Origin of the sequence: Isoptericola jiangsuensis (assembly GCF_048320105.1) — a bacterium.
Classification (GTDB): Bacteria; Actinomycetota; Actinomycetes; order Actinomycetales; family Cellulomonadaceae; genus Isoptericola; species Isoptericola jiangsuensis_A.
Map to the genome: position 1 here is coordinate 1,851,629 of NZ_CP182942.1, position 26,339 is coordinate 1,877,967.

The 26,339-nt window shown below is 73.3% G+C and carries 18 protein-coding genes; 10 read left to right on the forward strand and 8 right to left on the reverse strand.

Annotated elements, in window-relative coordinates; all coding sequences use genetic code 11:
* Positions 1-30: 30 nt before the first annotated feature.
* From ACNHYB_RS08735 to ACNHYB_RS08755, 5 genes are all read right to left on the reverse strand, one after another.
* A complete protein-coding gene (locus ACNHYB_RS08735) occupies positions 31-1,380 on the reverse strand; it encodes a Gfo/Idh/MocA family protein (RefSeq protein ID WP_418274961.1) in 1,350 nt (449 codons plus the stop codon).
* A gap of 96 nt (positions 1,381-1,476) precedes the next feature.
* Positions 1,477-2,502 (reverse strand): beta-ketoacyl-ACP synthase III, encoded by a 1,026-nt coding sequence (locus tag ACNHYB_RS08740; protein ID WP_418274962.1) that lies wholly within the window; start codon positions 2,500-2,502, stop codon positions 1,477-1,479.
* Between the two features lie 44 nt (positions 2,503-2,546).
* On the reverse strand, positions 2,547-6,518 hold the full coding sequence (locus tag ACNHYB_RS08745) for a metallophosphoesterase (protein ID WP_418274963.1): 3,972 nt from the start codon (positions 6,516-6,518) through the stop codon (positions 2,547-2,549).
* 262 nt (positions 6,519-6,780) lie between these two features.
* Positions 6,781-12,207 carry a fibronectin type III domain-containing protein gene (locus tag ACNHYB_RS08750; RefSeq protein ID WP_418274964.1) on the reverse strand — a complete coding sequence of 1,809 codons (5,427 nt, stop codon included), beginning with the start codon at positions 12,205-12,207 and terminating at the stop codon, positions 6,781-6,783.
* Positions 12,208-12,581: 374 nt separating this feature from the next.
* On the reverse strand, positions 12,582-13,391 hold the full coding sequence (locus tag ACNHYB_RS08755; RefSeq protein WP_418274965.1) for a FadR/GntR family transcriptional regulator: 810 nt from the start codon (positions 13,389-13,391) through the stop codon (positions 12,582-12,584).
* A 95-nt stretch (positions 13,392-13,486) separates the two neighbouring features.
* On the opposite strand from ACNHYB_RS08755, the gene ACNHYB_RS08760 reads away from it, so the two are divergent.
* From ACNHYB_RS08760 to ACNHYB_RS08780, 5 genes are all read left to right on the forward strand, one after another.
* Positions 13,487-14,302 (forward strand): (Fe-S)-binding protein, encoded by an 816-nt coding sequence (locus tag ACNHYB_RS08760; RefSeq protein ID WP_418274966.1) that lies wholly within the window; start codon positions 13,487-13,489, stop codon positions 14,300-14,302.
* Entirely contained in the window at positions 14,299-15,888 is a 1,590-nt protein-coding gene (locus ACNHYB_RS08765; RefSeq protein ID WP_418274968.1) for a LutB/LldF family L-lactate oxidation iron-sulfur protein, read from the forward strand. Before ACNHYB_RS08760 ends, ACNHYB_RS08765 begins: the two co-directional genes overlap by 4 nt.
* A complete protein-coding gene (locus ACNHYB_RS08770; RefSeq protein ID WP_418274969.1) occupies positions 15,885-16,640 on the forward strand; it encodes a LutC/YkgG family protein in 756 nt (251 codons plus the stop codon). Before ACNHYB_RS08765 ends, ACNHYB_RS08770 begins: the two co-directional genes overlap by 4 nt.
* A gap of 63 nt (positions 16,641-16,703) precedes the next feature.
* Complete coding sequence (locus ACNHYB_RS08775; protein ID WP_418274970.1) at positions 16,704-17,348, forward strand: uridine kinase family protein; 645 nt, start codon at positions 16,704-16,706, stop codon at positions 17,346-17,348.
* Between the two features lie 172 nt (positions 17,349-17,520).
* Entirely contained in the window at positions 17,521-18,756 is a 1,236-nt protein-coding gene (locus ACNHYB_RS08780; RefSeq protein WP_418274971.1) for a glycosyltransferase, read from the forward strand.
* A 51-nt stretch (positions 18,757-18,807) separates the two neighbouring features.
* Here the strand turns inward: ACNHYB_RS08780 and ACNHYB_RS08785 are convergent, their stop codons facing one another.
* Positions 18,808-19,107 (reverse strand): hypothetical protein, encoded by a 300-nt coding sequence (locus ACNHYB_RS08785; protein ID WP_418274972.1) that lies wholly within the window; start codon positions 19,105-19,107, stop codon positions 18,808-18,810.
* A 156-nt stretch (positions 19,108-19,263) separates the two neighbouring features.
* The gene (locus ACNHYB_RS08790) at positions 19,264-20,280 is read right to left on the reverse strand and encodes a LacI family DNA-binding transcriptional regulator (RefSeq protein ID WP_418274973.1); all 1,017 of its coding nucleotides are present in this window, start codon (positions 20,278-20,280) and stop codon (positions 19,264-19,266) included.
* A gap of 212 nt (positions 20,281-20,492) precedes the next feature.
* Between ACNHYB_RS08790 and ACNHYB_RS08795 the strand changes: the two genes are divergently transcribed.
* The 5 genes from ACNHYB_RS08795 to ACNHYB_RS08815 all read left to right on the forward strand — a co-directional run bounded on the left by ACNHYB_RS08795 (position 20,493) and on the right by ACNHYB_RS08815 (position 24,961).
* Complete coding sequence (locus tag ACNHYB_RS08795) at positions 20,493-21,629, forward strand: Gfo/Idh/MocA family protein (RefSeq protein ID WP_418278020.1); 1,137 nt, start codon at positions 20,493-20,495, stop codon at positions 21,627-21,629.
* 62 nt (positions 21,630-21,691) lie between these two features.
* A complete protein-coding gene (locus tag ACNHYB_RS08800; protein ID WP_418278021.1) occupies positions 21,692-22,879 on the forward strand; it encodes a dihydrodipicolinate synthase family protein in 1,188 nt (395 codons plus the stop codon).
* Positions 22,876-23,748: a sugar phosphate isomerase/epimerase family protein gene (locus ACNHYB_RS08805; protein WP_418274974.1), complete on the forward strand. Its 873-nt coding sequence runs from the start codon at positions 22,876-22,878 to the stop codon at positions 23,746-23,748. Before ACNHYB_RS08800 ends, ACNHYB_RS08805 begins: the two co-directional genes overlap by 4 nt.
* 168 nt (positions 23,749-23,916) lie before the next feature.
* Entirely contained in the window at positions 23,917-24,279 is a 363-nt protein-coding gene (locus ACNHYB_RS08810; protein ID WP_418274975.1) for a hypothetical protein, read from the forward strand.
* 208 nt (positions 24,280-24,487) lie between these two features.
* Entirely contained in the window at positions 24,488-24,961 is a 474-nt protein-coding gene (locus tag ACNHYB_RS08815) for a hypothetical protein (RefSeq protein ID WP_418274976.1), read from the forward strand.
* An 8-nt stretch (positions 24,962-24,969) separates the two neighbouring features.
* Here ACNHYB_RS08815 and ACNHYB_RS08820 read toward each other — a convergent pair whose 3' ends face one another.
* Positions 24,970-25,836, reverse strand: coding sequence for an AraC family transcriptional regulator (locus ACNHYB_RS08820; protein WP_418274977.1), 867 nt, complete (start codon positions 25,834-25,836; stop codon positions 24,970-24,972).
* Positions 25,837-26,339 lie beyond the last annotated feature (503 nt).

Sequence of the window (26,339 nt, forward strand, 5' to 3'; positions counted from 1 at the left end):
ACCCCCTCCACATCGCGAGATCGAGCCAGGTCAGGCCAGGTCGATGCCGAGGCCCAGGTCCGCCAGCCGCACCGGGTCGCCGGTCTCCAGCGAAAGGTTGCCCGCGTACCCCACGCCCGACGCCCGCAGGCCGTCGAGGAACCCCGCGGCACGCCCGAGCGGGTCGGACTCGTCGCGGCCGTGGAAGACGTCGCTCAGCAGCAGGGCGTCACCGCCGCCGTGCCCGCCGGCACCGACCGCCACGATCTCGCGCTCCTGCGCCCGCTCCCAGTGCTTCTGCACGATCAGCCGCTCCCCGGTGGGGCGCACCTCGTCCTCGGCGAACGCCTCGGTGAAGCTCGGGTCCAGCACCGCCTTGCCGTCGCCGAAGACCACGGAGCCGCGCTCGACGACCTCCAGCTCGGCGCGGCCGCGCGACCCGTTCACCACGACCCGGTAGCCCTCCCAGGGCGCCGAGGCCGTGAGCGAGTAGGTGAGCATCGCCCCGCCGACGTACTCCACGACCAGCCCGAGGGTGTCCTCGGTGGTGATCCCGGCGTCGAACACCGACCTGTTGCGCACGTAGCCGTCGTGGGCGCGCGCCTCGGGACCGTACAGCTTGCCCAGGTACTCGTCGCCGTCGACGTCGAGCTCCCACGGGTCCACACCCTGCGCGCGCAGCGCGTTCTCGCCGTCGGTGGGCTCGTAGCCGTGCGCGTGCGCGGCGTCGTCGCCGTAGAACCGGCGCCCCCCGGTGGCGAACACGCGGGCCGGGACGTCGTCGATCCACCAGTTGACCAGGTCGAAGTGGTGGCTGGACTTGTGCACCAGCAGGCCGCCGTTGTTGACCTTCTCGCGGTGCCACCGGCGGAAGTAGTCCGCCCCGTGCACGGTGTCCAGCGCCCAGTCGAAGTGGACCGACAGGACCCGCCCGATCTCGCCGGAGGCGATGACCTCGCGCAGCGCGCTGTTGCGTGGCGAGTAGCGGTAGTTGAACGTCATGGTGACGTCGCGGCCCGTCGCGGCGACGGCGTCGGCGATCTGCCGCGCCTCGGCGGCGCTGGCGGCGATGGGCTTCTCGACGACGACGTCGACGCCGGCGCGCAGGGCGCGCGAGACCATCTCGGCGTGGGTGTTGTCGATGCTGGTGACGACGACGCGGTCGACCTGCTGCTCGGTGATCGCCCTCTCGAGGTCGGCCGGGGCGTAGAGGGGCCGGGTGCCGCCGACGACGTCGGCGACGTGGGCCTCGTGGACGGCGGCGCGCACCGGGTTGGGCTCGACCCAGGCGACGATCTCTGCCTCGTCGGCGTGGTTCTCGAGCAGGCCGCGCACGAACATGCCGGCGCGGTGGCCCGCGCCGACGACGGCGTAGCGGCGACGGGTGCTGGTGGAGGACATCGCTGGCTTCTCCCTGGATGAAAGCGGTTTCCGACCAGCCTACCCGAGCCGGCGAACCGATCCGGGGCATCCGCCGCCCCCGCAGCCCGCCACAGCTCAGCGCTGCGGCGTCATGACCACCTGGCCCGCCCAGGTGAACCCGCCGCCGAACCCGAACAGCAGCGCCGGGGCGCCCGCCGGGATCCGACCGGTGTGCCACCACTTCGACATCCCCAGCGGGATCGACGCCGCCGAGGTGTTCCCCGACTCGGTGATGTCCGTGACGACGATCCTGTCCTCCAGGCCGAGCCCCTTGGCGAGCGGCTCGATGATGCGCAGGTTTGCCTGGTGGGCGACGAGCACCTCGATGTCGTCCAGCGAGAGACCGGACGCCTCGACGACCCGCCGCGCGCGGTCCGCAGCCCGCGTGATCGCCCACTTGAACACCGCGCGGCCGTCCTGCGCGAACCTCTCGGCCGGGGCCTCGATCCGCACCGCCGGGGTGATCTCCGGCTCCGAGCCCCACACGACCGGCCCCACGCCCGGCGCGTCCGCCGCCTGCACCACCACGGCGCCCGCGCCGTCGGCCGTCAGGATGCACGTGGACCGGTCGCTCCAGTCCGTCACCGCGGTGAGCTTCTCCGACCCGACGACGACGGCGGTGCGGGCCGAGCCCGCCCGGACCGCCTGGTCGGCGAGGCCCAGGGAGTAGGCGAACCCGGAGCAGGCGGTGTTGACGTCGATGACGCCCGGACCGACGACGTCGCGCAGGTCCGGCTCGTCCTCGCCCTCCGGGGTGCTGGCGCCCGGCTGCACGCCCGTGCGCAGCGCGTAGGCCACCCGGCCGGCCGTGTTCGGGGAGCGGTCCACCGCCGTCGTCGTCGCGACGATCACGAGGTCGACCTCCTCGCCCGCTACCCCGGCGTCGGCGAGCGCGTGCCGCGCCGCCGCCGTCGCCATGTCCGCCACCGTGACGTCGTCGGCCGCGACGTGCCGCGTGACGATGCCGGTGCGGGACCGGATCCACTCGTCGTTGGTCTCCACGAGGCGGGCGATGTCGTCGTTGGTGAGGACCTTCTCGGGCTGGTGGTGCCCGATTCCGACGATCCGGGAGCCGGCAGCACCGGCAGGCAGCGTGAGCATGGCATCGATCATGGCACGCCCGCGCCGCCCGCCGGTGCCGGCCGTCAGTCGCGGAAGTGCTTCCAGACGTCCTCGTGACGGTCCCACCGGCCGGGACGGCCCCGGTCGTCGGCCGTGACGAACACCTGCGGGGCCGACGCCGTGACGCCGCCGCCCGCGGACCGGGCCGTGACGACCCACGCGTAGGCCGTGTCCCGGCGCAGCCCGTCCCACCCGACCTGCGCCGTGGCACCCGAGGCGACCCTCACCTGCCCGATCTCGCGCCGCGGCACGTACACCGCGAGCGAGCCGGTCGAGATCGTCGTCGTGCGGCTCGTGAGGTCCACCGGGACCACCGTGTCGTCCTCCGACCCGTCGTAGCGCTGCTCGTCGTCGTGCTCCGAGGCCCCGAACTCCCCCAGCAGCGGCGAGTACGTGTCCACGGTCATCGTCCCCGCGTCCACGTCGAACTGCAGCATCCGCAGGAAGCTCGCCCCGAACCGGAGCTGGTCCTCGGGCGCGTAGCCGCCCACCTCGGTGAGCCCCAGCCGGTCCGCCGAGACCGTGTAGAACTGGTAGTCGGCCAGCATCTCGACGACCGCGTCGCCCGAGCCGTGCCCGGCGTCCTTGACGTTGGTGCCCACCCCGTGCCGGTGCCCGCCGAGGACGAGGAACACGTTCGGGTTGTCGGAGACCACCGTGTTGAACAGCGTGGCCCCGTCGACCGGGGACAGGGCGGCGTCCCGGCCGTCGACCGCCGTGCTGGGCTGCAGGTAGTCGTGGGTCAGCAGGATCCCGTTGCGGTCCGGGTAGCGCTCGAACACCGACGACGCCCACGCGGTCTCCTCGCGGGTCACCCCGTAGGACAGGCCGACGACGACGAAGTCGAGGCCGCCCGCGGAGAACAGGTCGTAGTGGTTCTCGTTGTCCCCCTCCTTCCACGGTCCCCCGTACGAGGCGTCCGTCCAGCCCTCGGACAGCGCCTCGTAGCGCTCCGGGCCGTAGAACTCGTTGTACATCGAGTCCGCGCCCACCTCGGTGCCGGTCTGGTTGTCGTGGTTGCCGGCGATGACGCCGTTCGGCACGCCCGTCGCGTCGATGATCCGCTGCACCGCGGAGGACACCTCGAACTCCGACCGCGCGCGGTCGACCTCCGCCGGTGTCGTGGCGCTGCGGATGTTGTTCTCGATGATGTCGCCGGTGTGGGCGACGTACGCGATCCTGCGGTCCTCGACGTTCTCGGCGACCCACCGGGCGCTCGAGCGGTAGGCGGACTCCCAGACCTCGCGCTCCTGGGCGGTCTCCTGCTCGACGGCGCCCTCGGACAGGTACTGCGTGTCCGTGAGGTGCACGAGCGAGAAGTCGTAGTCGTCCGGGTCGGCGAAGCCGTCGGCCACCTCGTGCTCGATGTCGTCCGCCATCGGGTCCTCGCCGGTGACCATGACCTGCACCGTCCCGCGCGAGACGTGGTCGGCGTCGACGGTGCCGGTCAGGACGGTGTCCGCACCGGCCGTGCCGCGTGCCGAGGCGACGACGTCCCAGCGGTCCGCGTCGTGGTTCCAGGCGTGCAGCGTCGCCGTGCGGTCGGGGTCCACGGTCCCGGCCCAGCGCAGCACCGGGTCGTCGATGCGGCGCCCGACCTCGATCTCGAAGCGCTGGTAGGTGACGTCCTGCGCGGCCGGCGAGTCGAGGGTCCGGCCGTCGGCCGGGTCGAGGTCGCGGGTGCTCGCCCGCTCCTGACCACGCGGGGAGAGCTCGGTGGGCACCACCGCGGACGTCCCCTGCCACGCCCGGTCCGGCGTGACGATCTTCGCCTCGGCGAACGACGCCGTGACGTCGCCCCCGCCCGGCACGGACACCGTCGCGGAGAGCTCCGTCTCGCGGCCCACGTCCGTCGCGCCCGACGTCGGCGCCAGGTCCGTCGGTGCGTCCGGGATCCCGGCCGAGGTGAAGACCACCTCGCGGACCGCGGTGTTGCCCAGCCCGTCGGTGGCCTCGACCGCCAGCACGTGCTCGCCCGGCTCGAGGCCGGGACCGATCGGGGCTCCCGGTTCGACCGGCGCTCCGTCGAGCGTGACCGCCGGACCGGCGGTGAGCCCCGCCGGGTCGTCGACGACGACGTCGAGCGGGACCTCGCGGGTGAGGGTCGCGCCGTCGGCGGGCACGCTGGAGACGACGGCGGGACCGCTGTTGTCGACGACGAGGGTGCGCGTCGCCACGGCGCCCGTGGTGGAGGTGGCGGCCACCTCGTGCTCGCCGTCGGTGAGGTCACGGGTGTCGACGTCGGCGCGCAGGCCGCGCGCGGGCGTCTCGACCAGAGCGCCCAGGTCGACCTGCCGCAGCGGGGTGGCGCTCGATCCGCAGGAGCCGTCACCGAGGCTGTGCGACGACGCGCCGCCCGGCACCGTGGCCGTGCCCTCGGCGGTCTCGAGCGCGACCGCGCCGACCGTGTAGTCGTCCCGGTTGTCCCCGCAGCTCGTGGCGAAGGTGCCCGCCACCAGGGTGATCGCGTTCCAGCCGGGCTGGAGCCACTCGTTCGGGAACTCGACGACGGCGCGCTCGGAGACGAAGTCCTCGGCGATCTCCACCCGGCGGTCGTTGACCAGCACGTACGAGCGGTAGCGCGCCTCCAGGGAGTTCGAGCCGACGGCGAACGACAGGGCGGCGGTGCCGCTGCCCGCCGTGCGGTACGTCGTCGCGCCGGGGGCGTCCACCGTGAACGTCCACGGCGCCCGGGCCAGGCTCGAGCCCGACGACCCGCAGTTCCCGTCACCCATCGCGTAGGACGCCTCGAGCTCGGCCGTGGCGGACCCGACCGACGGCGTCAGCACGACGTCGGACACCGTGAAGTCGTCCAGGTTCGTCCCGCAGGACGACGTGACGTCGCCGGCGACCAGCACGATCTCGTTCTCGCCCGGGTGCAGCAGCCGGTTGGGCACCTGCACGTCGACGCGCTGCGAGACGTGGTCGCCGCCGACGTCGACCCGGGAGCCGTTGACCAGCAGGTGGCTGCCGTAGCGCGCCTCGATCGAGTTGGAGCCGACGTCGAACGACAGCGTCGCCGCCCCCTCGCCCAGGGTGGTCGCGGCGGGCGGTGCGGCACCGTCGACCGTCAGGGCGGTGGCCCCGCCGTCGACGCCGGCCGCGGTGGCCGCGTGCACCGGCTGGTCGCCGGTCACCAGCGCCCCGTCCGGCGGGAACACCGCGGGGGCGTCCACCGGGGAGTTGTTGACGCGCACCTCGTGCTCCACGCGCCCGCCGGCGGCGGTCGTCGCGACGATCGCGTGACGACCGTCGGCGAGCGTCGTGGTGTCGAGCTCGGCACGCAGGCCCGTCGTGCGGGCCGGGTCGGCCTGGACGTCGAAGGTGAGCCGGGCCCGCACGACCCGGCCCTGGTTCGACCCGCAGGAGCCGTCGCCCATCGAGTACACGTACTCGTTGGTCGACCCGTCGGCCTCGCCGTCCAGGGTGGTGAGCGTGAGGTCGGAGACGTCGAAGTCGTCCTGGTTGACCCCGCAGGAGGACTCGATCCCCCCGGTGACGATCTCCACGGTGTTCTCGCCGGCGCGCAGCACGTCGTTCGGCACGTCGATCTCGACCCGCTCGGACACCAGGGTGGTGTCCAGGTCGATGCGGTGGTCACCGTTGACGACCAGGTGGTTGCCGAACGCGGCGTCGGCGGAGTTCGAGCCGACCTCGAAGGAGAGCGTCGACGTGCCCGGGTCCGGCTCGGCGTCGAGGACGACGTCGTCGACGCGCAGCACGGCCACGGGGTCGTCCGCCGTCGTCGGGTCGGCCACGAGGGACACCGTCCCGGTCAGGTGAGCGCCGTCGCGGGGCGAGAGGGTGGGCGCCGAGGCCTCGGCGGCGGGCTCGCCGTCGTCCCACCACCGGTCCGGCCAGTCGTGCCGGGTGGTGGCGACCGGGGCCGCGAGGGCGGGCGCGACGCCGGTGACGCCGACGGCGAGCACCGTCACCGCCGCGAGCGCCAGCCGTCCGCTCCGACGTGCCGTGTTCCGTCCACTGCTGGGACGCATGCCAGTACCGTCCGTCCAGGTTCGTCGTCGTGGGGCAGCGGGGGCTGCCCGGACCACGCTCTCGACGTCAGGTGACCTGGAGGGATGCTCGGGGCGAACAACCGTCGACCATTCGTGGACGGCCGGTGACGTGCGGGTGGCACCGCTCGGACCACCCGCGACGACGAGCCCGCCCGACGGCTCGCGCCGCGCTCGGCACCTCGGGGTGCCGAACGGGACGCGAGCCGCCGGGCGGGCTCGGGGTGGCGCGGTGGTGCTCAGGTCAGCAGGTGCCGACCTGCTCCCACGGGCCCCACGGCGAGGCGCCGGGCTCGGAGTTGCGGGTCCACCACCTCGCGGCATAGATCGAGCCGTCGTGCACCACGCGGTCCCCCGCGGTGTACACCTTCGACGACGTCCAGGCGGCGCCGCACGCGGAGGCCGGGCCGTCGGCCGGACCGATCTCCTGCCACGCGCCCCACGGCGACGTCCCGGGCTCGTCACCCTGTGTCCACCAGCCCGCCTCGTAGAGGAGGCCGTCGTGCTCGACGACGTCGCCGGCCGTGTACACCGTGCCCGCGGACCAGGCCTGGGCGACGATCGCGCCCTCGTCGGCCTCGGTGGTGTACGCCAGACGCGGTGCGGCCGGGGTCTCCATGCCCTCGCCGAGGAAGTACGACGTGTGCGGGGGCTGGTTGTAGCCGGTGTTCTGCCAGGCCACCGCGAGGCGGTACTGGGAGTCCGACATGAGCGTGCGCAGGCGGTGCTCCGTCGGGATCACCGTCGTCGCGATCCGCAGCGCGGTCGAGTCCTCGGTGCGGGTGACGATCTCCTCGCGCCAGTCGCCGAAGAGGTCCGCCTGCAGTGCGGGCGTGCCCTTGGTGCTGTTGTTCGAGAGGGTGCCCTCGGCCCGGTACAGCTCCACCTCGGTGGCGTTCTCGTAGTCCCACTCGGAGATCGTCGGCACCCCGGTCGAGGTGTCGGCGTCCCAGTCGTGGTCCCCGATCTCGGTCAGCAGGTCACCGTCCCACAGGGTGAGGAAGTTGGCCGCGGGGATGGACTCCGCGATCACCTCGCCCGTGGCGGACACGAGCTGGCCGACCTCGGAGTCCCACGCGGCGTCGCCGCCCACGGCCCAGCCCTCGGCGCCGTCGTACCGCGGGTCGATGTCGCCCATGGCGGCGCGGCCGGTGTCCTTCTCGGCCGGGATCGACCAGATGATCTCCCCCGTCTCGGCGTCGCGGAACGTGGCACCCACGTCGCCCGAGCGCCCCATGTCCTCGTGCGCCGAGAAGATCTCCTGCCCGTCGCGGGACGGGTCGAAGTCGGACACGTGCTGCGCGTCGCCGTGCCCCAGACCGGTGTTGTAGAGCGCCGAACCGTCGTCGTCCAGCGTCATGGACCCGTAGACGATCTCGTCCTTCTGGTCGCCGTCGACGTCGGCCACCGCCAGGGAGTGGTTGCCCTGGCCGCGGTACTCGTCCCCGCTCACGTCGGAGTCGAACACCCACCGCTGGGTCAGCTCGGAGCCGTCCCAGTCGAACGCCGCGACGACGGCGCGGGTGTAGTAGCCGCGGGCGAACAGCATCGAGGGCCGCTCACCGTCCAGGTACGCGGTCCCGGCGAGGAACCGGTCGACCCGGTTGCCGTAGGTGTCGCCCCACGAACCGACGTCCCCGCGGGCGGGCACGTAGTCGATCGTGTCGAGCGCGACGCCGGTGGCGCCGTCGAACACCGTGAGGAACTCCGGCCCGGACAGGACGTAGCCGCCCGAGGTGCGGAAGTCCGCGCGTGCGTCCCCGATGACCGTCCCGGCGGCGTCGGTCGTGCCGTCGGCGGTCTTCATCGCCACCTCGGCCTTCCCGTCGCCGTCGTAGTCGAACACCTGGAACTGCGTGTAGTGCGCGCCCGAGCGGATGTTCACCCCGAGGTCGATGCGCCACAACCGGGTGCCGTCGAGCTCGTAGGCGTCCAGGTAGGTGTTGCCCGTGTAGCCGCCCTGGGAGTTGTCCTTGGCGTTCGACGGGTACCACTTGACGACGTACTCGTAGCTGCCGTCACCGTCGAGGTCCGCCACGGAGGCGTCGTTCGCGGAGTAGGTGTACGGCTGGCCGTCCTTGGTGTAGGCGTCGGCCGGCTTGTCGAGCGGGATGTCCAGGGTCTGGCCGTCCTGCCACACGCCGAACTCCGGCGTCGCCCACCGCTCGGTGCCGTCGACGACGGCGGAGACCCGGTAGGTGGAGTCCGCGTCACCGTCGGCGTCGGTCAGGTTCGTGGAACCGGTGACCGGCTCGTCGTTGACCTGCTCGCCGTCGCGGTAGACGGTGAACCCGATCGACTCCGGGTCGTCGCCCAGCATCGCCCAGCCCACGTGCACGCCGTCCTCGGACTGCGCCGCGACCGGGTTGCGTCCGATGCGCTCGGCCTGGCGGGACAGGTTCGTCACGGCGTCCGAGGTGACCGTCGCGGACAGCTCCGACACGCCACCGGCGTTCACCGACGCCACGGCGTAGGTGTAGCCGACCGTGGTCAGCACGTCGGTGTCGGTGAAGCCGGCCTCCTCGGCGCGGCCCAGCAGCACCAGCTCGCCGGACCGGTCCTCGCGGTACACGTGGTAGAACAGCGCGTCCTCGACCGGCTCCCAGGCCAGCGAGACCTCGTTCTTGGCCACGTCGGTCACGGCCAGGCCCGACGGCGTCGCCGCGGTCGGGATGTCCGCGTCGACCGTGGTGAGCTCCAGCGCGTTCGACGCCACCGACTCCGTGCCGGCATCGTCCAGCGCCACCACCGTGTAGGTGTACGCCAGGCCCACGTCCGCCGTGGTGTCGACGAACGACGTCACCGACGCCTCGACGTCACCCAGCGCCGTCGGCTCCGGGGCGCCGGCGGCCTGCCGGTAGACGCGGTAGCCCGCGACGTCCTCGGCGGCCTTCCACGACAGCGGCACCTCGACGGCGGTGCCGTCGATGCTCACGTCGCCGGCCGTCAGGTCCGTGGGGGCGTACAGCAGCGGCGTGATCTCCAGGCCGTTGAGCCAGCCCGTCGCCACGATGTCGAGCGCGCCGTCCGTGACGACGACGGGCTGGACGATCTTGCTCGACGTGCTGCCGCGACCGGCGTTCGACGAGCCGTGGTCCGTGCCCTCGATGGTCACGCCGAGGCGCGCCGTGCCGATGAGGTCGCCCCAGATCACCTCGACCGCGTACGTGCCGTCGGGCACGTCGACGCGGATCGGGTTGCCGGTGCCCGGGAGCAGGAAGTCCCGCTCCAGGTCCGTCAGCGCACCGTCGCCGGTGCCGCGGTCACGACCGCCCGGACCCGTCGCCGAGGTGAACCCGAAGCCGGTCTCGGCCGAGTACAGGCTGGTCTCGTCCAGCGACGTGTAGCCCGGCATCGTCGGGTCCCCGGCACGCTGCACGTCGAAGCTGAACAGCGGCGCCTTGGTCACGACCGTCACCGTCGCCGACGGCTCCGAGTCGCCCGCCCCGTTGACCGCCACGACCTGCAGGTCGTAGGACGTCCCGGACTCCAGCCCGGTGACGTCCGCCAGGCCGATCGTGGAGGTGGTGACCAGCTCGTACTCCGCGGCGTCGGACGCCTTGGCGAACACCTTGTAGATGTCCGCGCCCTCGACCTCGTTCCAGCTGAGGCGTGCGCTCGAGGCGGACACGTTGCCCGCCACCACGCCCGCGGGCGACGCCGGCACCTCGGCCGGGGTCTCGGCGCCCGTGACCTCGTCGGCCAGCGGGACGTCCAGCGCGGCCGTGTCCTGGGCGACCAGGCGGGCCATCTGGATGGCGCCGTACTCCTGGAAGTGGGTGTCGTCGGTGGTGCCGTTCGGACGGTTCGGGTAGACGCCCGCCGGGACGTGCAGGAACACGCTCTTGGCGGCCTCGGGACCGATCTCGTCCAGGTAGGCCCGCGACGAGGCCGACAGGTCGACCAGCGGGACGTCGTTCGCGGCGGCGACGTCGGTCGCGGCCTGCACGTACTCGGGGAACGAGACGTTGAACTTCCCGGTCGCCTCGTCGAACGAGCGGCGCGACACCGGCGTCACGACGATCGGCTGCGCGCCGCGCTGCACGGCACCGTCGACGAAGGTCTGCAGGTACCAGGCGTAGTCGCCCGGACCCGCCCACCGGTCGTCGACGCCGTAGCTGTTGTCGTTGTGCCCGAACTGGACGTACAGGTAGTCACCCGGCTTGATCTGCTTCAGCACCGTGTCGAGACGGCCCTGGCTGATGAAGTTCTTCGACGAGCGTCCGCCGATGGCGTGGTTGTCCACGGTGACGTCGTCGGACAGGAACCGCTCGATCATCTGGCCCCAGCCGGCCTGCGGCGCCCAGTACGGGTCGTAGGTCTGCACGGTGGAGTCGCCGGTGACGTACACGGTGGGCTCCTCGCCCGCGTCACGGTCGGCCTTGCGCGTGATGGTCAGGGCGTTGAGGTTGGCGGTCTCGCCCGCGAGGCGCAGGTTGAGCTGGCCGTCCACCAGGGCGATGTCGAACTGCATCTCCAGGTACTCGCCGGCGGCCTTCTGCGTCGCCTGGACCTTGGCCATCTGCTCGGCGGTGATCGCGATGTCGGTGGCGCCCTCGGCGTCCCCGGCGATCAGGTCGACGGTGTAGTCGCCGTTCGGCAGGTCGACGACGAGCTCGGCGCCGCCCGCGGTGACGAAGTCGCTCTTGAGGGCGTTCTCCCCACCGTTGTCCGACGCCGTCACACCCGAGGTGTCGACGAACCCGAGCCGGTTCTCGGCCGTGTACGCCGTGTCCGCGTCGACGCCCACGGCGCCGTCCGCGACGGCCCCGGAACCGAGGTCGATCTGCAGCGGGCCGTCCTGGGGAAGCTCGGGCGTGTCCGCGAGCGCGCCGACGGCGGGCGCGGACGGGTCGGTGAGACCGTCGGCGGTGATGGCCTGGGCGCGGTAGTAGTGCACCGTCGAGGTGTCGACGTCGGTGTCCGCGAAGAAGACCTCGCGGGCGCCGGTCCGAGCGATCTCGGTGTGCTCGCCGTCGACGGCGTCGCTGCGGGTCAGGACGTAGCCGGTGGCTCCGGAGACCTCGTTCCAGCGCACGACCACCTGGTCGGCGTCGGCGTGGGCGAGCCGCACCTCGGTGGGGCCGGCGGCACCGGTGGTCCCCTCGTCGGGGTCGGTGGGCTCGCCGGTCGGCTCGCCGGTCGGCTCGTCCGTGGGCTCGTCGGTGGGCTCGTCGGTCGGGTCGGTCCCGGGGTCGACGGAGACCTGGGTGACGACGATGCCGTTGACGTAGCCGTAGCCCTTGCCGGTGAGGTCGACGGTGAGCTGGCCGTCGGCGACCTGGGCGCGCACCGTCGCGGAGGTGACGGTCTCGACGTCGGGCCGGATGTGCGTGGCCTCGCCGCCCTCGAGCGCGACGGTGGTGCGCACGCTGGAGGTGCCGGCGAGGGTGTCGCCCGCCCAGACCTCGACGTCGTAGGTGCCGTTCGGCACGTCGACGGCGAACTGCCACGACGGCGCCAGCACGAAGTCGCCGGTCAGCGCGTCGGTGGCGGTGGACCGGTCGCGGGAGCCGACGTCGCCGTCGGTGATGCCGAACCCGGCCTCCTCGCTGTACCCGGACGCCTCGCTGACGCGCTGGAAGCCCTCGGCGACCGGGCTGGTGGCGGTGCCGAAGTCGAACTTCCAGGTGGTGGGCTCGTCCGCGGCGGACGCGGAGGTGGCCGCCACGACCGCGAGGGGGAGCGCCAGCGCGGCCGCTGCCGCACCGGCGACGACCGAGCGCGCGGCGCGGCCGGCGGGTCGTCGGGGGTCTGTCGGGTGGTAAGCGCTTGCCCGCGGTGTTCGCGGGAGCCTGTCGCTGCTCTGCACAGGTCACCTCGTCGTCTCGTCGTTGAGTCCGGCCGCCCGGCCGGGTTGACGCGCCTCGTCGGTGAGGTTTGGAAGGATTTAATGAATGGATTCAATCGCGTCGTCGCCATCATGCCCGTTCAGAGCCCCTGATGTCCAGGGGTGCCGTCCGGCTTCGTTCGGCAGTTCGTGTCTCGTTCGGCAGTTCGAACTGCCGAACGAGACGCGAACTGCCGAACGAGACGCCGGCGCCCTCACCGGTCGGCGAGCCCGGTCTCCCGGTAGAAGCCCCAGATGTGGTCCGACGTCGCACGCTGCGCGCGCTCGGCGTCCCCGGCGGCGACGGCGTCCAGGATCTGGCGGTGCTCGGCGCACAGCCGGGTGGCGGTGGTCGGCCAGGACGGCAGCGCCTCGGCACCACGCGTCACGTACGACGCGACGGCCCCGCGCAGGCCCACCAGGATCGCCTCGACGAGCTGGTTGCCCGCCAGCCGGACGATCTCCAGGTGGAACTCCTGGTCGAGCCCGATGAACGTCTGCAGCGGCACGTCGTCGCCGGACATGCGCCGCAGGAGGTCCTCCGCCGCGGCCAGCCGATCGGCCGCCCCGGCATCGACGCCGCCGGCCGCGTCGCTCACCGCACCGGCGCTCCCCGCGCCGCCACCCGCCACGCCCGTCCCCTGCACGCCATCGCCCACCACACCGTCGTCGCGCCGACCGGCGCGCACGGCCGCGTCGCGCACCGCCCAGCACTCCAGCGCGGCGCGGGTGTCGACGAGGTCGCCCACGGGGAGCGTGCCGGAGGCGACGTGCCAGCGCACGGCGGCACCCAGCCCGGCGGCGGGGCGGTCGATCACCTTCGCCCCGGCGTCGGGCCCGGAACCGACGCCGGCCTTGATGATGCCCATCGCCTCCAGGATCCGGACGGCCTCGCGGACGCTGGGTCGCGAGACGCCGAGCTCCTCGGCGAGGGCCCGCTCCCCCGGCAGCCTCTCCCCGAGCGCCCAGCGACCGGCGGCCAGGTCGGACTCGATGCTGGCCAGGACCTTCTCGTGGGTACGCACCCGTCGATCCTACCGACGAGGCCTGACCACAGGGTCCCGATGGTCTACAGTGGCCAGACCACACCCCCGCCAGCCCGTCCGTCGAAGGAGCCGGAATGCGCATCGCCCTCGCCGCGACCTGCATCGCCGACACGATGTTCCCCGGCGCTCCTCGCGCCACCGTCCGCCTGCTCGAACGCCTCGGGCACGACGTCGTCTTCCCCGCCGGGCAGGCCTGCTGCGGCCAGATGCACGTGAACACGGGCTACCTCGACGAGGCCGTGCCCGTGATCCGCAACCACGTCACGACGTTCGCGCCCGTGGCCGACGGCGAGTGGGACGCCGTGGTCATCCCCTCCGGTTCCTGCACGGGTTCCGTGCGCCACCAGCAGGCCATGGTCTGTCGCCGCGCGGGGCTCGACGACCTCGCCGCCACCGCCGAGGCCGTCTCCGCGAAGACCTACGAGCTGAGCGAGCTGCTCGTCGACGTCCTCGGGGTCACCGACGTCGGCGCGTGGTTCCCCCACCGCGTCACCTACCACCCCACGTGCCACTCGCTGCGGATGCTCGGCGTCGGGGACCGGCCGACGCGCCTGCTGCGCGCCGTCGCGGACATCGACCTCGTCGAGCTCCCCGCCGCCGAGTCGTGCTGCGGGTTCGGCGGCACGTTCGCCCTGAAGAACGCCGACACCTCGGCGGCGATGCTCGCCGACAAGACTGCGAACGTGCTGTCCACCGAGGCCGAGGTGCTCACCGCCGGGGACATGTCCTGCCTGATGCACATCGGCGGCGGACTCTCCCGCCAGGCCACGGGGGTGCGGGCGCTGCACCTGGCGGAGGTGCTCGCGTCCACCCGGACGGACCCCACTCCCCTGCCCGCCACGACGTTCACCCGCCCGGCCGCCGCCGGCACCCCGGAGGTCGCCCGATGAGCACGTTCCTCGGCCTGCCCACCCGACGCCGCGACCCGGCGGGGACGTCCGGCCCGACGTCGTCGTCCGCGGACGAACCGTTCGGCCCCGTCCCCCACCCCGACTCGCCGCTGCGCTGGGGCGACGCATTCCCCGCCGCGGCGAGGCAGACCCTCACCAACGACCAGCTCCGGCGCAACCTCGGCCACGCCACGCAGGTGATCCGCACCAAGCGGGCCGCCGTCGTCGACGAGGTGCCGGACTGGGAGGCGCTGCGCGACGCGGGCTCCGGCGTCAAGGAGCAGGTCATGGCCCACCTGCCCGAGCTGCTCGCCCAGCTCGAGGAGAACGTCACCGCGCGCGGCGGCGTCGTGCACTGGGCGCGGGACGCCGGCGAGGCCAACCGGATCGTCACCGAGATCGCCCGGGCGAAGGGCGCCGACGAGGTCGTCAAGGTCAAGTCGATGGCCACCCAGGAGATCGGCCTCAACGAGCACCTGGCCGACGAGGGCATCGCCGCGATCGAGACGGACCTGGCCGAGCTGATCGTGCAGCTCGCCGACGACATGCCCTCGCACATCCTCGTGCCCGCGATCCACCGCAACCGCACCGAGATCCGCGACATCTTCCTGGCCCGCATGGAGGACGCCCCGGCGGACCTGTCCGACGTGCCGCGCGAGCTGGCGATGGCGGCCCGGGCGCACCTGCGACGCAAGTTCCTGTCCGCCAAGGTCGCGGTGAGCGGGGCGAACTTCGCGGTCGCGGACACCGGCACGCTCGCCGTCGTCGAGTCCGAGGGCAACGGGCGGATGTGCCTCACGCTGCCCGAGACCCTCGTGACCGTCATGGGCATCGAGAAGCTCGTGCCGACGTTCGACGACCTCGAGGTGTTCCTCCAGCTCCTCCCCCGGTCCTCCACCGGCGAGCGCATGAACCCCTACACCTCGATGTGGACGGGCGTGACCGAGGGCGACGGACCGAGCGAGTTCCACCTCGTGCTCCTCGACAACGGCCGCACGGACGTCCTGGCCGACGAGGTGGGACGCGCCGCGCTGCACTGCATCCGCTGCTCGGCGTGCCTCAACGTCTGCCCCGTGTACGAGCGGGTCGGCGGGCACGCGTACGGCTCCGTCTACCCCGGGCCCATCGGCGCCATCCTGACCCCGCAGCTCACGGCGGCCTCCGGCGGCGTCTCCGGGCACGGCGACCCGAACGCCTCGCTGCCCTACGCCTCGACGCTCTGCGGCGCCTGCTACGAGGTGTGCCCGGTGAAGATCGACATCCCCTCGATCCTCGTGGACCTGCGCGCCCGGGAGGTGGACGCCGACCGCGGCAGGCGCGGCGTCGACCCGTGGGCCGCCGCCATGAAGGCGGCGTCCTGGGTGATGTCCGACGGCGACCGGTTCGCCCTGGCCGGACGTGCCGCGACGCTCGGCAGCCGCCTGGGCGGTGCGGACCACGCCCTGTCGACGGCGCCGCCCCCGGCGTCGGCCTGGACGAGGTCGCGCGACCTGCCCGCGCCCGCCGGCCAGACGTTCCGTCAGTGGTGGAAGAACCACGAGCCCGCACCCGCCGGGCACGACGCATCCGAGGAGGGGTCGCGATGAGCGCCCGCGACGACGTGCTCAACCGCGTGCGGGCCGCCCTGGGGCGCCCCGGCACGGGGACGACACCGGCCGGGGCGGTGGGCAGCGCCCCCGACGCCGTCGAGGTGCCGCGCGCCTACCGGACCGTCGGCGACGACGCGCCGGGATCGCCCGCCGTCGTCGACCAGCTCGTGGACCGGCTGGTCGACTACAAGGCGCACGTGCATCCCACGACGCCGGAGGGCCTGCCGGCGACGATCGCCGACCTCGTCGCCGGCCTCGCCCCGACAGCACCCGCGGCAACGGCACCCGGCACGACGGCACCCGGCACGACAGGTACGGAGCGCACGGTCGTGCGCGTCGTCGCCCCGGACGGGCTCGACGACACCTGGCTGACGGCGCTGCCCCACGGTGTCGAGGTGGTGCGCGACGGGCGTGGGCACCCGCTGGCCGCCACCGAGCTCGACGCGACGGGCGCCGTCGTCACGGCCGCGCGGATCGCGATCTCCGAGACCGGGACGATCGTGCTCGACGGCGAGCCCGACCAGGGCCGCCGTGCCGTGTCGCTGGTGCCCGACGTGCACCTGTGCGTCGTCCGCGTCGACCAGGTGGTGCAGACCGTGCCCGAGGCCGTGCGCCTGCTCGGCGAGCACCCCGGCCGCCCGCTCACCTGGATCTCCGGCCCGTCGGCCACCTCGGACATCGAGCTCGACCGGGTCGAGGGCGTCCACGGGCCGCGCACGCTGCACGTGCTGCTGGTCGGTGCCGGCTGACCGGGGCGCCCCCGGCACCGGCAGGGCGTCCCGGCACCGGCAGGAGGTCCGGCGTCGTCCACAATGGACGGCGTGACGAGCGAACCCGGGTCCGACGCGCTGTTCGACGTGCCGCCGCACTCCCACCGGCCGGTCACCCGGTTCGTGCTGCTCACGGGCCCGTCGGGGTGCGGCAAGTCGGCGCTGACGCGGCGGCTCGGCCTGCCGACGGTCGCGCTGGACGACTTCTACCGGGACCACGACCACCCCGGCATGCCGCACCGCTTCGGCATCGTCGACTGGGACGACCCCGCCAGCTGGGACGACGTCGCGGCCCTCGACGCCCTGCGCGACCTGGCGAGGTCCGGGCGGTGCGAGGTCCCGGTGTACGACATCCCGACGTCGCGACGCACCGGCACCTCGACCCTGGAGACGCAGGGCGCGCGGGTCGTCGTCGCGGAGGGCGTGTTCGCGGCCGACCTCGTCTCCCGCCTGCGCGCGGAGGACCTGCTGGCCGACGCGATCTGCGTGTCCCGCCCGCGCCTGGTCACGTTCTGGTTCCGGCTGCTGCGCGACGTGGCCGAGTCCCGCAAACCCCTGCCGACCCTGCTGCGTCGGGGGTGGGGGCTGATGCGCGCCGAACCGGCGCTGGTCGCGCGGTGGGTCGACGCGGGGTGCCGCCCGGTACCGCCGGCCGTGGCCGAGCGGGAGATCCGCGCGCTGGCCTAGTCTGTGCGCAGCCGTCGTGCCCCGCACCGAACTGACTCGTGCCGTCCCTGAACAACGCTGTCGATACCAGACGCACCCTGCGCCGATGCGCGACCCACCTCTCGGGATCGCCCTCGTAGCTCCCTGAAAGTGTCATGAAGACTTAACACGACGGTCATCATCGCCACATCACGTGGCTCCACTGTTGTTCCAGGAGGTGGTCAGCGTGTTCGAGCACAGTTCTCTTCGTGTCCTGTCCCTGTACGAGGGATTCTTCTCCGGCGGCGCCCGTGTGCTGCACTCGACGGTGGTGTCCGGCCTGCACGTGCACGGCCAGCAGCAGCACTCCGCGCTGAGCATCCACAGCGCCGTGCGTCGCGAGACCATGCTGCAGCACATGCAGGACGACCCCCGGTTCCGGGCGCTGCGCGCCGCCGGTGTCCGTGTCGCCACGCTGGGGCGCAGCACCGACGACGACCACGACCCGCGCACCTTCACCGACGCGGAGATGGAGATCGCCGCCCGGGAGGCCACCGGCGTCGACGTCGTCATGTCGCTCAAGGAGCAGCCGCTGCGGCTCGCGATCCAGCCCGCGTTCCCCGAGCGCCCGGTCGTCGCGTGCCTGCACCGGTCCGACCCGGAGCACTCCGGGGCGGCCCTGGACGACCTGCGCACCGCCGCCGACTCGGGCCGCCTGGTCGCCGCGATCTGCTGCGCGGAGTCCACCAAGGAGGCCTACGCGGCCGCCGGGGTGCCGGAGCAGCTGCTGCGCGTCGTCCCGAACGGCATCGACCTGACCCGGTTCCACCCGGTGCGGCGCGTGCGCCGCATGGCGCTGCGCGGCACGCACGGCATCCCCGCGGACGCCACGCTGGTCGCGTACGCCGCCCGGTACGACGCCATGAAGAACCCCCGGCTGTTCCTCGCCGCGGCGCGCGAGTTCCTCCAGCGCGACCCGGCCGGGCACGTCATGATGTGCGGCGCCGGCATGACGACGGACAACCCGGGGCTGGTGGCCGACCTCGCCGAGACGTTCGGCGACCGGCCCGACCTGCTGAGCCGCGTCCACCCGCAGGGGGTGCGCCGCGACATGGAGACGGTGTTCGCGATGGCGGACGTCGTCGCCCTCACCTCCGCGTTCGGGGAGGCCGCCCCGCTGTGCCTCATCGAGGGCGCGATGTGCGGCGCCGTGCCCGTGACGACCCCGGTCGGCGACTCCGCCCGGATCGTCGACGGGATCGGGTTCGTCACGAGCTTCGACGCCACCGAGATCGCCGAGACGTGGATCGAGGCGGCGGCCCGGCGCGGTGAGCTGCGCGGGGCGCTGACGGCGGCCCGGCAGCGGTTCAGCCACGTGCGCATGCTGTCCGGCTACGCCCAGGTGCTGGAGCAGGCGTTCCGCGGCACCGGTGTGCGGGTCGCCGCCTGAGGGTTCGGGTGACGGAGGGGTGAGATCCTCGCGCGACCGTGCGCGAGGATCTCACCCCTCCGTCTCGTTCCGGGACCCTGGTCGGCCGATCGGGAGGTACGGCTCGTTCGCGCCGCCCGGTTCCTGGTCGCGGGTCCGCCACGACGCCACGAACTCGGCGCCGTCGTGGGTGACGCGGTCACCGTCGTCGTACGCGGCGGAGGAGTCCCACTCCCCCGCACGACGGCGTTCGCCGCCCGCGGCACCTCGCTGTAGTCGGTCTCGGAGGCGAGGCAGAAACCTGGGTAGGACGGCTGGCTGTACATCGACTGCTGGCGGGAAGCCCGCGAAGAGCCCGAAGATCTCCTGCATCCGCCCAGCCAACCCGACCGGTGACGTTCGGGCGATCTGAACGGCCAACCCCGGGCGTCCACGGTGTCCGAACCGTCACGAACCGGGCGGTGGGGGCGGTTCCGCACGCCTGGCCCGCCGTCGGCGCGGAGGGACGACGACGGCGGGGGCCTCGGCTCAGCGCGCGGTGGAGTCCCGCAGCACGACCTCGTACCCGACCTCGACGGCGTCGCCGACCTCGTCGTCGTCCGCCACCGCCGCCGCGACGGCGAGGCGCCCCAGGTCCTGCAGGGGGATGCGGACGGTGCTCACCGCGGGGACGTGGTCGCGCAGGGTGGGGATGTCGTCGAAACCCGCGACGGCGACGTCACCGGGGACGGAGACGTCGAGCTCGCGCAGCCGCGCGATGAGACCGATGGCCATGACGTCGCTGGCCGCGAAGACGCAGGGAGCCTCCCCGCGTGCGGCCGCCGTGATCTCGGCGATCCGGTCGCCGGCCGCGTACCCGCCGTCACGCGAGAACTCCTGCTCGACGACCTCGACGACCTCGCCGCCGGTGGCGCGCACGGCGTCGGCGAAGGCGCCGGACCGTTCCCGCGCGGTGACGACGCGTCCGGGGGCGCCGAGCAGCACGAACCGGCGGTGCCCCTGGCCCGTCAGCGCCCGGGCGAGCGCCGCGGCGCCCGCCACGTTGGGCGGCCGCACGACCTCGGCGGCGCCGAGCGGCTGTCCGACGACGACGGCGCGCCCTCCGGAGGCGCGGAACGCCTCGAGCTCGGCGGCGACGGGGGCGTCCTCCTCGACCGACCACCGGGTGCCGGCGACGACGATGGCGTCGACGCGGTGGGCGGCGAAGGCTGCGACGGCGTCGCGTTCGACGTCGGGCTGCCGGTCGGTGGAGGCGAGCAGCACCATGCGCCCGTGCTCGCGGGCGGCGGCCTGGGCGCCGGCCGCGATGGAGGAGAAGTAGGGGTCGGAGATGTCCTGCACGACCAGGCCGAGCAGGCCGGTCCGGGACCGGGCGAGCGCCTGGGCCTGGGCGTTGACCACGTAGCCGAGGTCGGCGGCGGCCGCCCGGACCTTGGTCACGAGCGCGGCGCCGGGCTGGCGTGCCGACCCGTTGAGCACCCGTGACGCGGTGGCGAGGGAGACCCCGGCCCGGTCGGCGACGTCCTGCAGCCGTGCTCTGACCACTCCTTGCACCTCCTGTGCGCGCCCCGCGAGGCATACCCTGGCGCCACGACCGTAGACCTCGTGGCGGGCGGACGCTTGACGCACCGCCCGGGACACCCTACCGTGGGCGATGGAAAGCGCATTCCAGTGCCGCGGCGCCGGGATGCCACCAGCCTCAGGTCGTTCGACGAAGGAGTCCCTCCGTGTCCACCACCCGCACCCTGCGCATCGCCATGAACGGCGTCACCGGTCGCATGGGCTACCGCCAGCACCTCGTGCGCTCCATCCTGCCGATCCGCGAGCAGGGCGGCGTCGAGCTCCCGGACGGCACCCGCGTCCAGGTCGAGCCGATCCTCGTGGGCCGCAACGAGGCCAAGCTCGCCGAGCTCGCCGAGCTGCACGACATCGCCGAGTACACGACCGACCTCGACGGCATCATCCACGCCGACTCGACGGACATCGTGTTCGACGCCGCGATGACCAACCTGCGCCCCGCCACGCTCTCCAAGGCGATGCGCGCCGGCAAGCACATCTACACCGAGAAGCCGACCGCCGAGACCCTCGCCGAGGCGATCGAGCTCGCCCACCTGCGCGAGGAGACGGGCGTCACCGCCGGCGTCGTGCACGACAAGCTCTACCTGCCCGGCCTGGTCAAGCTGCGCCGCCTGGTGGACGAGGGCTTCTTCGGCCGCATCCTGTCGCTGCGCGGCGAGTTCGGCTACTGGGTCTTCGAGGGCGACATCCAGCCCGCGCAGCGCCCGAGCTGGAACTACCGCAAGGAGGACGGCGGTGGCATGACCACCGACATGTTCTGCCACTGGAACTACGTGCTCGAGGGCATCCTCGGCCAGGTGAAGACCGTCAACGCCCAGACCGTCACGCACATCCCCGCCCGCTGGGACGAGCAGGGCAAGGAGTACCAGGCCACCGCCGACGACGCCGCCTACGGCATCTTCGAGATCGAGACCCCGGGCGGCGACCCCGTCGTCGCGCAGATCAACTCCTCCTGGGCCGTGCGCGTCTACCGCGACGAGCTCGTCGAGTTCCAGATCGACGGCACCCACGGCTCCGCCGTCGCCGGCCTGCGCAAGTGCGTCGCCCAGCAGCGCGCCCACACCCCCAAGCCCGTGTGGAACCCGGACCTGCCCGTCACCGAGCCGTTCCGCGACCAGTGGTCCGAGGTCCCCGCGAACGCCGACCTCGACAACGGCTTCAAGCTGCAGTGGGAGGAGTTCGTGCGCGACGTCGTCGCCGGGCGCGAGCACCGCTTCGACCTGCTGTCCGCCGCCCGCGGCGTCCAGCTCGCCGAGCTCGGCCTGCAGTCGTCGGCCGAGGGCCGCCGCCTCGCCGTGCCGGAGATCTCCCTGTGAGCGCCGCCGTCGTGGGCCACGAGGGAGCGCCTGAGCTGACCGCCAGCGGCGCCACCGTCCGTCTGCCGCGGTTCGACGACGGCGGTCGCGTCGTCGGCACCGAGGTCCGTGAGCTCAACGCACCCGGGCCGTGGACCGCCCCGTCCGAGCCGATCCGCTCCCGCGTCGCGTTCGCCGCCGCGCACGTCGTGCCCCACGTCGGCGCGGAGAACGTGCCCGGCGCGCCGGCCGTCGTCGACTGGGACGCCACGCTCGCCTACCGCCACCAGATCTGGCGCTACGGCCTCGGCGTCGCCGACGCCATGGACACCGCCCAGCGCGGCATGGGCCTCGACTGGGCCGCCACGCAGGAGCTCGTCCGCCGGTCCGCGGCCGAGGCCGCGTCCGTCGGCGGGGCCATCGCCTGCGGCGCCGGCACCGACCAGCTCGACCCGGCCGCCGTCGAGCCCGGCGAGCAGGGCCTCGCCGCCGTCGTCGACGCCTACCGCGAGCAGGTGCGCGTCGTCCAGGAGGCCGGCGCCCAGGTCATCGTCATGGCGTCCCGCGCCCTGGCGAAGGTCGCACGCTCCGCCGACGACTACGCGCGCGTCTACGACGCCGTCCTCGCCGAGGCCGACCAGCCCGTCATCCTGCACTGGCTGGGCACCATGTTCGACCCGGCGCTCGGCGGCTACTGGGGCTCGGACTCCGTGGACACCGCCACCGCCACCTTCGTGGACCTCATCAAGGCCCACCAGGGCAAGGTGGACGGCGTCAAGGTGTCGCTGCTCGACGCCGGGCACGAGATCGGCCTGCGCCGCACCCTCGCGGCGCTCGACGGCTCGCCCGTGCGCCTGTACACCGGTGACGACTTCAACTACCCGGAGCTCATCGCGGGCGACGACCAGGGCTACTCCGACGCCCTGCTCGGCATCTTCGCGGCGATCTACCCGGCGGCGTCCACCGCGCTGCAGGCGTTCGACGCCCAGGACGCCACCCGGGGCCACGCCATCCTCGCCTCCACCGAGAAGCTGGGCCGGCACATCTTCTGCGCGCCGACCTACTTCTACAAGACGGGCGTGTCGTTCCTGAGCTGGCTGAACGGGTTCCAGAGCGGCTTCCAGCTCGTGGGTGGCCTGCACTCGGGCCGCTCGCTCGCGCACCTGGTGCAGCTCGCCCGCCTCGCGGACGACTGCGGCATGCTGCTCGACCCGGACCTCGCCGCGAAGCGCCTGGGCGCGCTGCTCACGGTGAACGGGGTGGACTCATGACGGCCGGGCTCGAGCGCTGCTCGCTCAACACCGGCACCGTCAAGCTCGCCTCGCTGCAGGAGGCCGTGGACGCGACGGCCGCCGCGGGGATGGGTGCGATCGGGCTGTGGCGCCACCAGGTGCAGGAGCACGGTGCCGAGACGGCTCGCAAGATCGTCGAGGACGCCGGGCTCCGGGTTTCGTCCCTGTGCCGCGGCGGGTTCCTCACGGCCGCGACGCCCGAGGGCGTCAAGGACGCCGTCGAGGACAACCTGCGTGCCATCGAGGAGGCCGCCGGGGTCGGGACGCGCGAGCTGGTGTTCGTCGTCGGCGGGCTTCCCGGCTCCTCGCCCGAGCAGCCCCCGGCCCCCGGGACGGACCGCGACGTCGTCGCCGCCCGCGCCCGCGTGGCCGACCGGCTCGCGGACCTCGCCCCGATCGCGGCCGAGCACGACGTGCGGATCGTCCTGGAGGCGCTGCACCCGATGTTCGCCGCGGACCGCGCGGTGCTGTCCACGCTCGGCCAGGCGCTCGACCTCGCGGCGCCGTTCGACCCCGCCACCGTCGGCGTCGTCGTCGACACCTACCACGTGTGGTGGGACCCGGAGCTGCAGGCCTCCATCGCCCGCGCCGGGCGCGAGGGCCGCATCGCCGGGTACCAGATCTGCGACTGGAACCTGCCGTTCGCGACGTCGGCGCTCAACTCGCGCGGGCACGTGGGCGACGGGTACATCGACTTCACCACCATCTCCCGGTGGGTCGCCGAGGCCGGGTACACCGGCGACGTCGAGACGGAGATCTTCAACGAGGAGATCTGGGCCGTGGACCCGACCGAGACGGCGAAGACCGTCGCGGCCCGCTACACGGAGCACGTGGCCCCGCACCTCTGAGCCGGCTCCCGGCACCACGACGAAGGCTCCGTCCGGTCCTGCGACCGGGCGGAGCCTTCGTCGTCGGACCGGGGACCTGACCGCGGAGGCCGACCACCGGGGCCGGACGACCGTGAGACGCCGACCCGGCCGGGCCCGTCTCCGGCGCACTGCCGAGAGGAGAGCGTCGTGGTGGAGACCCCGTCGACGGGACCCCGGGCGCGCGACGCCCGCCTGGCCACGTGGGGAACCGTGTCGACGTCGCTGTCCCTGCACAGCGACGTCGGGCTGCGCGAGCTCGTCGACGCCGCCGCGCCGGTGGGTGCGGGCATCGGCGGCCGAACCGTCCGCCTCGACGTCGACGGCGTTCCGGTGTTCGTCAAGCAGGTGCGCCTCACGGACCTCGAGCTCCGCCCGGAGAACCTGCGCTCGACGGCGAACCTCTGCGGACTGCCCGCCTCCTGCCACTACGGGGTCGGCGCCATCGGCAGCCCGGGGTTCGGCGCGTGGCGCGAGCTGGCCGTCCACGTCATGACCACGGAATGGGCCTGACCGGCGAGCACGAGGGCTTCTCGCTGATGTACCACTGGCGGGTCCTGCCGGACCCCGGCGGGCCCCTTCCCGAGGAGCTCGCCGACCTGGACCGAGCGGTTGAGCACTGGGGCGGCGGATCGGGGGTGCGGCGCCGGCTCGTGGGCCTGCGGGACTCGTCGGCGAGGTCCGGGCCGGCGACGAGGCCGCCGAGCAGGCCTGCGCCCTGGTGGACGCCGAGCTCGACGCCGCGGTCGCGTTCCTCGGGTCCCGCGGGTTCCTGCACCTCGACGCCCACTTCGAGAACGTCCTCACGGACGGCCACCGGTTCTACCTCGCCGACTTCGGCCTCGCGCTCTCCTCGCGGTTCGATCTCGCCCCCGACGACGCCGCGTTCGTCGAGGCCCACCTCGACCACGACCGCGCCTACGTCGCCACCCACCTGGTGACCTGGCTCGCCGTCGCGTTCCGGGGACTCGGACCCGAGGAGCGTCGCGCCTTCGTGCGCTCCTGCGCCGTCGGCGTGCCCCCGGAGGGAGTCCCGCCGGGGGTCGCGGCCCTCCTGCTCCGGCACGCGCCGGTCGCTGCGGTCATGGGCGACTTCCATCGCGCGTTCCGTCAGGAGAGCCGCGAGGCCTCGTTCCCCCGGGAGGCGATCCGCCGGGCCCTGTCGCTGCCACCGGCCGGGCCGGCGTCGGCCTGACGCCTGTCTCAGGAGGGTTCGACCGGCAGCCACAGCTCGCAGGTCGCGTGCGTGGCGGTGAGCTCGAGGTAGCGCAGGATCGACGGCCCGGGGCGCAGCCGCCACGGGTTGGAGGGGAACCAGTCGGTCGCCGTCGCCGCCCACAGGTTCTGCAGCGCCTCCGGGAACGGGCCGCTGGAGGCGAACACGGCCCACGCCCCGGCATCCACGCGGACGACGTCGAGGTCGTCCGGCGACGGCGTCGCGCCGTCGGTCGCCACACCGTGCAGGTAGGTGAGCATCGACCCCTCGGGGGCGTCGGGCTCGGAGTCCGCGGTCACGGCCAGGATCCCGCCCGGCTCGGTGCTGGACAGCGCCTTGAGCCGCAGGTGCTCCTCGGCCGGGATCGAGGCGATGTGCGCCTGGATGTGCGGGTTGACGCCCGTGTGGATCAGCGGGACCTGTGCGGCGTGGCCGACGAGGACGAGCTCGGGGCGGTCGGTGATGGTGACGTCCATCGGGGTGCTCCCTTCGACGCTCAGGCGGAACCTGAGCACGGGTTGTGTGCGGAGAGGACCGCCGTCACGACGCACGCCACCCGGGCCGGTGCCGTGCACCGACCGGAACGCCCGCCCGAACGCCTCCACCGAGGAGTACCCGTGGCGCACGCTCACGTCGAGCAGGTTCGGCGCACCGGCCACGAGCTCGGCGGCGGCGAGCGTCATCCGACGCCGCCGCACGTACTCCGACAGCGGCATCCCCGCCAGCGACGAGAACATCCGCCGCAGGTGGTACTCGGTAGTGCCGTGCCGGCGGGCGAAGGCGACGACGTCGAGCTCGTCGCCGGCGGCGTTCTGCTCGACGGCGTCGACCAGGGCGTTGAGCGTGCTGATCATGCAGTCCTCCGTTGTCGCTCACCATCCTGCGGGGCGGGGCCGGCCCCGTACCCGATCATCCCGGTCCGGTCCGATCAGCCGGGTACCGGGGAGACGAACGCCACGGCACCGCGCTGGTCGCTCACCGGGCACCTCGGCTGTGGGCAGGACGCGCCGGCGGGAAGGCACCGGTGTCGAGGTGTTGTTGTTGGGGGTGTTCGCGCAGCGGGGTCTCGCGACACGTCAGCGCGTCGTCATCACGCTGTGCAGGAGTTTCACGCTGAACGGGATTGCGGTGCCCGCAGCGGTCACGGATCCGGGAATCCTGACATCCACGAAAACACGGTCCCTGCCCCGCGGGCCCGCGCGACAGGGAGGTGGCGGGTCCCGGCGCACGACGTCTCCTCGAAGCCGGCGGCTTCAGCCCGCTGCTACACCCTCGTCTGTCTTGAGCCGGATGATGCCGTCACTCAAGCGGCGCAGGGGTGTACGGCGCTATCGACACCTCTTCAGCGATCGGTGTC

What these genes read in the sequence shown, in the direction of transcription:
- ACNHYB_RS08740 (WP_418274962.1), bottom strand. Translation starts at nt 2,502, where the DNA reads ATGCTCACGCTGCCTGCCGGTGCTGCCGGCTCCCGGATCGTCGGAATC.
- ACNHYB_RS08795 (WP_418278020.1), top strand. Translation starts at nt 20,493, where the DNA reads ATGAACGGCGTCACCGGTCGCATGGGCTACCGCCAGCACCTCGTGCGC.
- ACNHYB_RS08735 (WP_418274961.1), bottom strand. Translation starts at nt 1,380, where the DNA reads ATGTCCTCCACCAGCACCCGTCGCCGCTACGCCGTCGTCGGCGCGGGC.
- ACNHYB_RS08760 (WP_418274966.1), top strand. Translation starts at nt 13,487, where the DNA reads ATGCGCATCGCCCTCGCCGCGACCTGCATCGCCGACACGATGTTCCCC.
- ACNHYB_RS08770 (WP_418274969.1), top strand. Translation starts at nt 15,885, where the DNA reads ATGAGCGCCCGCGACGACGTGCTCAACCGCGTGCGGGCCGCCCTGGGG.
- ACNHYB_RS08785 (WP_418274972.1), bottom strand. Translation starts at nt 19,107, where the DNA reads ATGCAGGAGATCTTCGGGCTCTTCGCGGGCTTCCCGCCAGCAGTCGAT.
- ACNHYB_RS08820 (WP_418274977.1), bottom strand. Translation starts at nt 25,836, where the DNA reads ATGATCAGCACGCTCAACGCCCTGGTCGACGCCGTCGAGCAGAACGCC.
- ACNHYB_RS08805 (WP_418274974.1), top strand. Translation starts at nt 22,876, where the DNA reads ATGACGGCCGGGCTCGAGCGCTGCTCGCTCAACACCGGCACCGTCAAG.
- ACNHYB_RS08775 (WP_418274970.1), top strand. Translation starts at nt 16,704, where the DNA reads ATGGACGGCGTGACGAGCGAACCCGGGTCCGACGCGCTGTTCGACGTG.
- ACNHYB_RS08745 (WP_418274963.1), bottom strand. Translation starts at nt 6,518, where the DNA reads ATGCGTCCCAGCAGTGGACGGAACACGGCACGTCGGAGCGGACGGCTG.
- ACNHYB_RS08765 (WP_418274968.1), top strand. Translation starts at nt 14,299, where the DNA reads ATGAGCACGTTCCTCGGCCTGCCCACCCGACGCCGCGACCCGGCGGGG.